Raw genomic sequence first — 9,474 nt, 5'->3', positions numbered from 1 at the left:
CTCAACGGCACTCGAGTCGTTCGGCATCACTCCGCCCGACCGCTTCGTCGCCATCATAGACCAGCTCCGCCGCGGCACCTTCAATATACGAGAGTTGATTTATTGGGCAATTCCTCAAAGTTGCCAAACAATTCGACTCCGACCCTCATTGTTTACTGTCGAGTTTGACACCTGAAAAGGCGCGACTCGGGGGCGAATTACTGGGGATTCTGGAAAGTTGTCAAACAATTCGACACTGACCCTCATGGAGAGGGGTGGAGCGGTTTCGCCAGGCGCGCTTGGGCGGCGCGGGTGCGCCAGTCGTTGGGGACGATGAAGCCGCGTTCGGCTTCTTCGATGAGATCGCCCTGGCGGCGCACGATCGCTACCAGTACCGGCGTGCTGGATGTGTCGAAGGCTTGCGCCAGCGTGGCGCCGAGTTGGGGGCGGGTCAGCAGCCGGTCGGACGACCGCGCAGGTGCTTGCGCCAGATACGGCGCCAGCCATTCCAGCTTGGGCAGGATCAGGAACTCCTCGCCGGGGATGGCGTCCATTTCGTCGAGCGCGCACCAGAAGCCGCGGCAGTGGCCGGCCGTGATGCCCTGCATTGCCGGCCAGCTGCCGGACGGGTAGAACAGCCAGCCCTTGATCAGGGCTTGCGCCTGGGTCACGGGAAGCGGCAGCAGCGCCTGCGCCGCCGGGTGATCGCCCAGTGCGAGCTGGCGCTCGAATACCTTGCGCATCTTGAGGCCCAGGCTGTCGGCCAGGTTGGGGCCCACGAGGGCGTCGAATTCATTAGAAGCGCCGCCATCGAGCAGGTAGAACTTGGTGGCGAACTCGATATGCGTCAGCGCATCCGGCCCGCGCTCGAGCAGGAAGTCGAACTCGCCCACCGTGTCGTTGCGGGCGGCGCGCACCTGCAGGCCGTGGCGCACCAGGCGGCCCTGCTCGGCGAAATAGAAGGCCATCAGCTTTTCGGCGTACAGCCCGAGGCGGGTGTAGATCTTGTCGCCCAGCGCCGCCTCGAGCCTGGACGGATCGCGGTCGAGTCGCGCCAGCCAGTCGGCCACACCAGGTGTCACCGGGCCGAGCGTGGCGATGCGGCCAAGCCACTCAGGCGCAGCGACGTCCAGCAGGTCGGGTGAATCGAGCAGCCAGGCCAGCGCGCGCACCGGAGCCCGCCGCAGGTGGCCCCAGCGGCGGTGGAAGGTCGCCTGGTAGGTGCTAGTCGCGTGGTCCAAGGGAGCGTGCCCGGCACAGGTCGGCCCAGGCCAGCGCCTTGTTTTCGCCGCGCAGCAGCAGTTCGCCCGGATGCAGGGTCGCCACCAGCGGCGCCTCGCCCAGGCGATGGACCTCGCCACGGGCGCCGGCCAGCGGCTCCTGCAGCGCGCGGCCCAGCAGGCCGTTGGTCGCGACCTGGCCCAGGGTCAGCACGGTCGTGGCCCCGGTGAGCGCCAGTTCGCGTTCGACGAAGGGACGGCAGGCGGCAATCTCGCCGGGAGTCGGCGCGCGGTCGCCGCCCTTCGCGTTCAGCGGCCGGCACTTGACCAGCGGCGTGACGTAGGCATCGCGCTCGCGCGACAGCCCGACCGCGTGCAGCATATTGTCGAGCAGCTTGCCGGGCTCGCCCGTGAGCGGCTGGCCGGCCTCTTCGTCGAGCGCGCTCGGGGTGCCGGCGGCGATCAGCCAGCGCGCCTGGCGCGGACCGGCGCCGTATACCGGCTTGCGGCCTGCGCCGCAGGCGCAATCCCTGCAGGCGGCGATCGCCTGGCGCAGCCCGGCCCAGTCCATCGTGGCGACGTCGGGCGCCGCCGGCTCGGGCGCGGCGCTGTCGTCCCAGGCCGATTCATCTTGCACCGGCGGCGGATTGCGGTAAGGCGGCGCGGACAGCGGCGTATGCTCGCGCGCGGCCGGCGCTGGTGCCGCTGCGGGAGCAGGAACTGAGGCAGATACGGGCGCCGGCGCGGGCTCCGCGGCTTCCGGCGCCGCCTCGACGACGGCCGCCTCGGCCACCGGATCCGCCCCGCCCGCCGGCGCATTGCGCGGCTGCCACAGCGGGCCGATGCCCATCTCGGCCAGGAACAGCGCGTCGCGCTGGCTCACGTTCTTCATAATTCCAGCCTCATCACGATCGCGTCCTCGCGGCCCGCCGCGCCGGCCGGATAATAGCCCTTGCGGCGGCCGATCTCGACATAGCCATGCCGCCGATACACTTCCAGCGCCCGTTCGTTCGACGGCCGCACCTCGAGCAGGATCGATGCCATGCCGTGACCGAGCGCGCGCGCCGCGATCTGGTAGAGCAGGCGCCGGCCCAGGCCCTGGCGCTGGCGCTTGCCGGCCACCGCGACGTCGAGCAGGTGCGCCTCGTCGAGCGCGTACATCAACAGATAATACCCGGCCAGCTCGCCGTCAGCGTCGCGCACGGTCCAGCAATCGTAACCGCTGGCCACGGCGTCGACGAAGTTACCGCGGCTCCAGGGATAGGGAAAGACACTGCATTCCAGCGCCCACACCTCGTCCACGTCGGCCGCCGTCATCGGGGCCAGGCTCAAGCCGGTATCCTGCAACTGCGTCATGCGCCGGCCTTGGCCTGGTTGATCGCCTGGCGCTCGGCGCTGGTGTAGGCGACCTTGTTGCGCAGGTAAAGCGGCTGGGCCTGGGCCGCGGGCACGCCCTGCCCGGCCGCCAGCGCGCCGCGCGCCAGCAGCGCCAGCTCGCGCGCGTGCGGCATGATGTCGGCCAGCGCGTCTTGCGCGAACGGCTGGCCGGCGAAGGCGTCGGCATACTCGGCGAAGCCGTTGCCGCAGGCCCTCAGGCCTTCCGCCGCGAGCGGCGTCACATCCTGCGGCGCCGACAGCGCCGGCGCCACGACCTCGAGCCACTTGCCGCCGTCGAAGCGGTACTGGGCCCAGTACACCTCGCCCATGCGCGCGTCGAGCACGGCCAGCACCTCATCGGCGCCGGTGGCGGCGCGGCAGGCCTCGGCCATCGCTTCCAGGGTCACCAGCGGCAGCACCGGCAATCTGGCGCCATAGGCCAGGCCCTGGGCCACGCCGCAGGCGGTGCGCACGCCGGTGAAGGAACCGGGGCCGGCGCCGAAGGCGATGGCGTCGCAGTCGGCCAGGGCGATGCCGGCCTCTTTCAAGAGTTCCTGCACCATGGGCAGGACCGATTGCGAGTGGCTGCGCACGCCGGGCGTCGAACGTTCAATGACTTTTTCCCCGACCAGAAGCGCGCAGGACGCCAGCTCGGCCGAGGTTTCGATAGCAAGGATGTTAGGCATTCCGCTATTTTACCTTCTCGGCCCGAGGGCTTCCATGGCGCGACGGCAGATCGCCGCCGCAATGCGCCACCGCGCTGCAACATCGTCCGCAACTCGCTGTACAATGCCGCACATGCAGAGCCTGACCCTCGACTCCACCACCCGCGACGCCGTCGCCGCCGCCGTCCATGGCGACGGCTGGACCGTCGCCTGCCTGTGCGCCGCCTGGTGCGGCACCTGCGCGACCTACCGCGCCACCTTCGACGAGCTGGCGCTGCGCCATCCCGACAAGCAGTTCGTCTGGATCGACATCGAAGACCAGGCCGACCTGGTGGGCGACCTCGACGTCGACAATTTTCCGACCCTGCTGCTGCAGCGCGGCGACACCGTCGCCTTCTTCGGCACCATGGTGCCGGACGGCGGCGTGGCCGACCGGCTGATCCAGGCCCAGGCCGAGCAGGGCGACGACGAACTGGCGCGCCTGGCGCAGTCGAGCGCAGAGCGCCGCGACTGGCAAGAGGAATGCAATCTGCGCGTGCTGCTCGGCGCGCCGGACTGATCCAGCTCCAAGCCTTTCAACCGTCAAGCTGTCCCTGCGCCAGCAGATCACGCGTGCGCCCCAGCGTCGACAGCAAGGCGCTGCGGTAGCCGTTCTCGCCATCCATCCAGGCCTGCTCGGCCTGTTCTTCCGCACCGCCCGGCGCCTTGTCGCGCGGGCCCGAGGCCTGGGAGAAGGTCACCTTGTGTTCCGGGTCGCACGCTGAAACTGACCCAGGAAGGGCTGGCGCTGCACGAGCGCACCCGCGTCTTGCTGGCCGAGATCGACGAGACGGCCGAGGCGATCGCCTCGGGCGCCGACCGCCCGCGCGGCCGCCTGCGCATCAGCGCGCCGCTGCTGTTCTCGCAGCTGCGATGGGCAGGCTGGCCGCCGGCTTCGTCCTGTGCCATCCCACCGTCAAGCTCGAGATCACGGCCGAAGACCGCAGCGTCGACATGGTCGAGGAAGGCTATGACCTGGCGATCCGGGTCGATCCGGATCCGGACGAACTGGCGGCCTGCATCGCCGGCGACTGCCAGGCGCTCAATTCAGTGTCAATGGCAGGCTGCGCAGGCGCTGCCCGGTCAGCTTGAACACCGCCGCCGCCACCGCCGGCGCCACCGGCGGCACGGCCGGCTCGCCCACGCCTTCGGGGTGCGCGCGGCTTGCCATGACGATGATCTCCACCTGCGGCGCCTGGCCGATGCGCAGCAGCGGATAGTCGCCGAAGTTCGACTGCCGCACCTTGCCTTGTTCGATCGTGATCTCGCCGGCCAGCGCCGCCGACAGGCCGAACACCACGCTGGATTCGACCTGCTGGGCCACGATAGTGGGATTGACCACCAGGCCGCAATCGATCGCGCACACCACGCGGTGCACGCGGATCTCTCTACCGTCGACCGAGACCTCGGCCACCTGGGCCACCATGCTGCCGAACGAGCGGTGCAGCGCCACGCCATGGGCCCGCCGTGGCGGCGGCTGGCCGGCGGCGGCCACTGCCGCGTCCAGCACCGCCAGCGCGCGCGGATGGCGCGCCAGCAGCTTGCGCCGCAAGGCCACCGGATCCTGGCCGCCGGCGTGCGCCACCTCGTCCAGGAACGACTCCTTGAAGAAGGCATTGTGCGAGTGCCCGACCGAACGCCAGTAGCCGATCGGCACGGCGCTGTCGACCGTCACGTGCGCCACGCGCTGGTTCGGGATCGCATATTGATGGTCGTATTCGCCCTCGGCGGTGGTCTTGTCCGGCCCCACGCCCGGCAGGCCCAGGCTGCGTTCGAAGTACTGGTGGCCGATGGCGCCGCTCGCCGACTTGTTGTCCCAGGCCAGGATGTTCCCGCCTTCGTCCAGCTGCGCCGTGAAGCGCGCCAGCGCCGCCGGCCGGTAGACGTCATGCATCGTGTCCTGCTCGCGGCTCCAGATCAGCTGCACCGGCTGGCCATCGAGCGCCTTGGCGATGGCCACCGCCTGCGCCACCATGTCGACCTCGAGCCGGCGTCCGAAGCCGCCGCCCAGCAACATGACCTCGATCGCCACGTCCTCGCGCGCCACCCCGGCCACGCGCGCGGCGCAGTCGACCGCGATGCTCGGCACCTGGGTCGAGGCCCACAGCCGCACCTTGCCGCGCGCGACCTGGGCGGTGCAGTTGACCGGTTCCAGCGCCGCATGCGCCAGGAACGGCGCGCGGTATTCGGCGCGCAGCGTGCGCACGGCGCCCTCGACCTCTTGCGCCCCGGTCTCGTGGTACACATAGCCACGCTCCTCATCGAGCGCGCGCGCCAGGCCGGCCAGGATCGCTGCGCTCGACAGCGCCGCACCCTCGCCCGGCTGCCAGGTGACGGGCAAGGCCTGGGCCGCCTGGCGCGCCTGCCACCAGGTGGACGCCACCACCGCCACGCCGGCCCCGGCGCCGGTGCGCCCCGCGAGCGCGGACGAGACGTCGACCACGGCCAGCACGCCCGGCATCCGGCGCACGGCGTCGGCGTCGAAGGCGGCGACCGTGGCGCCGATCGTCGGCGCCATCGCCAGGGCCGCATACACCATCCTGGCCGGCCGCGCATCGATGCCGAAGCGCGCGCTGCCGTCGGCCTTGGCGCGGCTGTCCAGGCGCGGCTGCGGCCGGCCGATCAGGCGAAACGCCGACGGCGGCTTGAGGCGCACGTCCCGCGCGGTGAGGCCCGCGCCGGCCTGCGCCGCCAGGGCGGCCAGCGCGCCATAGCCGGCGCTGCGGCCATCAAGGTGGATCACGAAGCCGTCTTCGGTGCGGCAATCCTCCACACGCGCGCCCCACTCCTGCGCAGCCGCCTTCACCAGCATCGCGCGCGCCAACGCGCCCGCTTCGCGCATCGGCAGCCAGGCGTCGCGCACGCTGCTCGAGCCGCCGGTGAACATGATGCCCAGCTCGCGGCCGACCTTGGCCATCAGCCACTGGGCGCCCTGGGCCGTGCGGCCGGCGTCGTCCGGGTGGAACGGCAGGTTCTCGCGCAGCACCGTGACGTTGGCGTAGATCTTGTCGATCGGCGGCTGGATGACGCGCACCGCGTCCAGGCCGACGTCGAGTTCCTCGGCCACCAGCATCGGCAGCGCCGTGTGCACGCCCTGCCCCATCTCGCTGCGCGGCACCACCACCGACACCGTGCCGTCGGGCGCGAGCGCGACCCAGCCATTGAGCGCGACCTCGTCGCCGGCGAGCGCCAGCGGCCGCGCAGGATGCAGGCGCTGGCGCGGCGGCTGCGCGCCCCAGCCGATCAGCAGCGCGCCGCCGGCGGCCAGGCCGGCCAGCAGGAAGCTGCGGCGAGTGGGCTTACGCATCCTCTCATGCATCCTGCGTCACTCCCCAGCGCGCCAGGATCTCGTCGTGCCCGAGCGGCTTGCCATACAAATAGCCCTGGGCGAGCCTGCAGCCGTGGCGCAGCAGGAAAGCCGCCTGGTCCTCGCGCTCGACGCCTTCCGCGATCACCGACAGGTTCATGCTCTTGCCGAGCTGGATGATGGCGATCGCGATCGCCTCGTCGTCCGGATCCTGCGGGATGTCCTTGATGAAGCTGCGGTCGATCTTGAGGGTCTGCACCGGCAACTGCTTCAGGTAGGCCAGCGACGAGTAGCCGGTGCCGAAGTCGTCGATCGCGAGGCAGACGCCGATCGCATGCAGGTCGTTCACGTACTGCAGCGCGTCGCCCGTGTTCATGATCGCCGATTCCGTCACCTCGAGCTGCAGGCGCTGCGGCGCCAGGCCGGTGTCGCCCAGCACCGCGGCCACGGCGGCGGCCATGCCGCCGCGCTCGAACTGGCGCACCGACAGGTTGACGGCGATCTTCGGCACCGCCAGGCCCTGCGCTTCCCACGCCACCATCTGGCGGCACGCTTCCTGCAGCACCCACTGGCCCAGCTGGCCGATGAAGCCGGTGTCCTCGGCCAGCGGGATGAAGCGGCTTGGCGCCACCTGCCCCAGTTCGGGACTGTTCCAGCGCAGCAGGGCCTCGACGCCGACCAGGCGGCCGCTGTCGATCTCGACCTGCGGCTGGTAGGCCAGATGGATCTCGCGCTTCTCGATCGCGCGCCGCAGCAGCGCCTCCATGCGCAGGCGCAGCGCGCCGTCGCCGCTCATCGTCGGGGCGTAGAAGCGGTAGCCGTTGCGGCCGCGCGCCTTGGCCTGGTACATCGCGACGTCGGCATTGCGGATCAGGATGTGCATATCGTGCCCGTCCCGCGGATACAGGCTGATGCCGACGCTGCCGGTGACGAACAGCTCGTGGCCCGAGACCTCGAAAGGCTGCTCGAACATCGCCATCAGCTTGTCGGCCACCCGCGTGGCGCCACGCACGCCGTCGACGTCTTCCAGCAGCACGATGAATTCGTCGCCGCCCAGGCGCGCCAGGGTGTCGCCTTCGCGCAGGCAGCGCGACAGCGCCTGCGCCGCCTGCTTGAGCAACTCGTCGCCCACGTGGTGGCCGAGCGTGTCGTTGACGTTCTTGAAGCGGTCGAGGTCGATGAACAGCACCGCCAGCTGCTCGCCGTCGCGTTCGGCGCGCGCCATCGCGTGACGCAAGCGGTCGTGGTACAGCAGGCGGTTGGGCAGCGCGGTCAGCGCATCGTGGTGGGCCAGGTGGTCGAGCTGGATCTGCGATTCGCGCGCGCGCGTGATGTCGCTGAACACGCACACATAGTGGGTGGTGGCGCCGTCGTCGTCGCGCACCGCCGACACCGTGAGCGCTTCCAGGTAGGCGTCGCCGCCCTTGCGCGTGTCCCAGATCTCGCCGCGCCAGAAGCCGGACGCGCCGAGCTCGCGCCACAGTTCCTGGTACAGGGCGGGATCGTTGCGGCTGCCCGCCGCGTCGTGGGACGACAGGCTCGACGCACGCCCCAATGCCTCGTGCTCGGCGTAACCGGTGATGCGGGTGAAGGCGGGATTGGTGGCCACGATCCGGCCATGCACGTCGAGCACCATCACGCCGTCGGCGATGTGTTCCAGGACGTTGGCCGACAGGCGCAGCTTTTCCTCGGCCAGCTTGCGTTCGGTGATGTCGGCGAACACCCAGATGCTGCCCTCGTCGGCGCGGTTCGGCTCCAGCGCGCAGCCGCTCATCAGGCACCAGAACAGGCTGCCGTCGCGGTGGCGCAGCTGGCGCTCCTCGCCCAGGTCCATGCCTTTCTCGAGCAGCGGATACTGTTCGACGCCGATGCGTGCGTAGTCGTCGTGGTTCGGATACAGGATCGCGGTCGACTGCCCCACCATGACGCCTTCGCCGTAGCCGAACAGCTCCTCGCAGCGGCGGTTGCTGGAGACGATGCGGCGCTGGCGCACGAACAGCACGCCGAACATGACGTTGTCCAGGATCGCGCCCTGCTCGGCCAGCAAGGCCTCGATGCGCATCTCGTCGTGGCGGCGCTCGCTGATGTCCGAGATGATGCCGTCCATCCGCACGCCGTCCGGCCCATGCAGCGCCGGATCCCAGGCGGCCTGCGGCTGGCCGCGCTCCTGCACCCAGCGCTCGATGCCGTAGGCGTCGATGATCCGGTACTCCATCTCGTAGGCGTTTCCCGACAGGGCCGCGTCGCGGACGGCGCGGTGGTAGACGCGCCGGTCTTCCGGATGGACGATGTCCGCCCAGTCTTCGGTCGTGGCGCACATGAAGCGCGCTGACGGGTAGCCGGTGATCTTCTCGATCTCGTCGCTGACGAATTCGATCGCCCCGCCCGCGCGCACGCGGTAGACGGCGCCCGGGACCTGGGTCACGATGGTGCGGAACTGTTCCTCGCGGCGCGCGACGTCGGCGAACAGGTCGCGGATCGCCAGGCGCATGCGCTCCATCTGCTCGCCCAGCTGCCCCAGCTCGTCGTGGGCCGACAGCGCCAGCGGCGTCTCGAAGTCGCCGCGCGCCAGGCGGTCCGAAAAGCCCATCAGCTTGCGCAGCGGCGACAGCAGGCGCCGCCGCAGCAGCAACGCGATCAGCAGCAGCGACACCGCCAGCTGCAGCGCCAGCACCAGCGCGTAATTGCCCTGCAGCGTGTCGTTCGGGCTGGCGCCCGCGCGCTGCTGCAGGCCGACCAGCAGGTAGCTGCCGACCACGGCGGGGGCCAGCAGGCCGGCGAACACCACCAGCAGCAGCGCACCGTACAACGAACGGCCATACAGCGAACGCAGGCGGGACGGGGTGCGGGCAGCGGGACTCGACATGGATGCGGGACTGGGCCTGCT

Annotated in this window: 8 protein-coding genes and 1 pseudogene; 2 read left to right on the top strand and 7 right to left on the bottom strand. The window is 70.4% G+C overall.

The genetic code is table 11. The features are described from left to right. Nucleotides 1-242 precede the first annotated feature (242 nt). From ABIB42_RS17030 to tsaB, 4 genes are read right to left on the bottom strand one after another with little or no spacing between them, the layout of a single operon-like run. Nucleotides 243-1,220: a DUF1853 family protein gene (locus tag ABIB42_RS17030; RefSeq protein WP_429248685.1), complete on the bottom strand. Its 978-nt coding sequence runs from the start codon at nucleotides 1,218-1,220 to the stop codon at nucleotides 243-245. Beyond that, on the bottom strand, nucleotides 1,204-2,091 hold the full coding sequence (locus ABIB42_RS17025) for a uracil-DNA glycosylase (RefSeq protein ID WP_184239495.1): 888 nt from the start codon (nucleotides 2,089-2,091) through the stop codon (nucleotides 1,204-1,206). Before ABIB42_RS17025 ends, ABIB42_RS17030 begins: the two co-directional genes overlap by 17 nt. Then, nucleotides 2,088-2,555 carry a ribosomal protein S18-alanine N-acetyltransferase gene (gene rimI / locus ABIB42_RS17020; protein WP_005669706.1) on the bottom strand — a complete coding sequence of 156 codons (468 nt, stop codon included), beginning with the start codon at nucleotides 2,553-2,555 and terminating at the stop codon, nucleotides 2,088-2,090. The genes ABIB42_RS17025 and rimI overlap by 4 nt, the downstream gene beginning before the upstream one ends. Further along, the gene (gene tsaB, locus ABIB42_RS17015) at nucleotides 2,552-3,262 is read right to left on the bottom strand and encodes a tRNA (adenosine(37)-N6)-threonylcarbamoyltransferase complex dimerization subunit type 1 TsaB (RefSeq protein WP_005669704.1); all 711 of its coding nucleotides are present in this window, start codon (nucleotides 3,260-3,262) and stop codon (nucleotides 2,552-2,554) included. The genes rimI and tsaB overlap by 4 nt, the downstream gene beginning before the upstream one ends. Nucleotides 3,263-3,374: 112 nt before the next feature. On the opposite strand from tsaB, the gene ABIB42_RS17010 reads away from it, so the two are divergent. Further along, the gene (locus ABIB42_RS17010) at nucleotides 3,375-3,800 is read left to right on the top strand and encodes a thioredoxin family protein (protein ID WP_040777825.1); all 426 of its coding nucleotides are present in this window, start codon (nucleotides 3,375-3,377) and stop codon (nucleotides 3,798-3,800) included. Between the two features lie 16 nt (nucleotides 3,801-3,816). Here ABIB42_RS17010 and ABIB42_RS17005 read toward each other — a convergent pair whose 3' ends face one another. Beyond that, nucleotides 3,817-3,981 (bottom strand): hypothetical protein, encoded by a 165-nt coding sequence (locus tag ABIB42_RS17005; protein ID WP_218918218.1) that lies wholly within the window; start codon nucleotides 3,979-3,981, stop codon nucleotides 3,817-3,819. 14 nt (nucleotides 3,982-3,995) lie between these two features. Between ABIB42_RS17005 and ABIB42_RS17000 the strand changes: the two are divergent. After that, nucleotides 3,996-4,288: pseudogene (locus ABIB42_RS17000) on the top strand (LysR substrate-binding domain-containing protein); the annotation flags it as partial. 34 nt (nucleotides 4,289-4,322) lie between these two features. Here ABIB42_RS17000 and ABIB42_RS16995 read toward each other — a convergent pair. Continuing rightward, a complete protein-coding gene (locus ABIB42_RS16995) occupies nucleotides 4,323-6,587 on the bottom strand; it encodes a xanthine dehydrogenase family protein molybdopterin-binding subunit (RefSeq protein WP_040777675.1) in 2,265 nt (754 codons plus the stop codon). A gap of 4 nt (nucleotides 6,588-6,591) precedes the next feature. After that, nucleotides 6,592-9,453: a bifunctional diguanylate cyclase/phosphodiesterase gene (locus tag ABIB42_RS16990; protein ID WP_005669696.1), complete on the bottom strand. Its 2,862-nt coding sequence runs from the start codon at nucleotides 9,451-9,453 to the stop codon at nucleotides 6,592-6,594. Nucleotides 9,454-9,474 lie beyond the last annotated feature (21 nt).

It is taken from the genome of Massilia sp. UYP32 (genome assembly GCF_050434365.1).
GTDB lineage: Bacteria > Pseudomonadota > Gammaproteobacteria > Burkholderiales > Burkholderiaceae_D > Telluria > Telluria timonae.
This window is presented reverse-complemented; position numbering and strand designations above follow the sequence as displayed.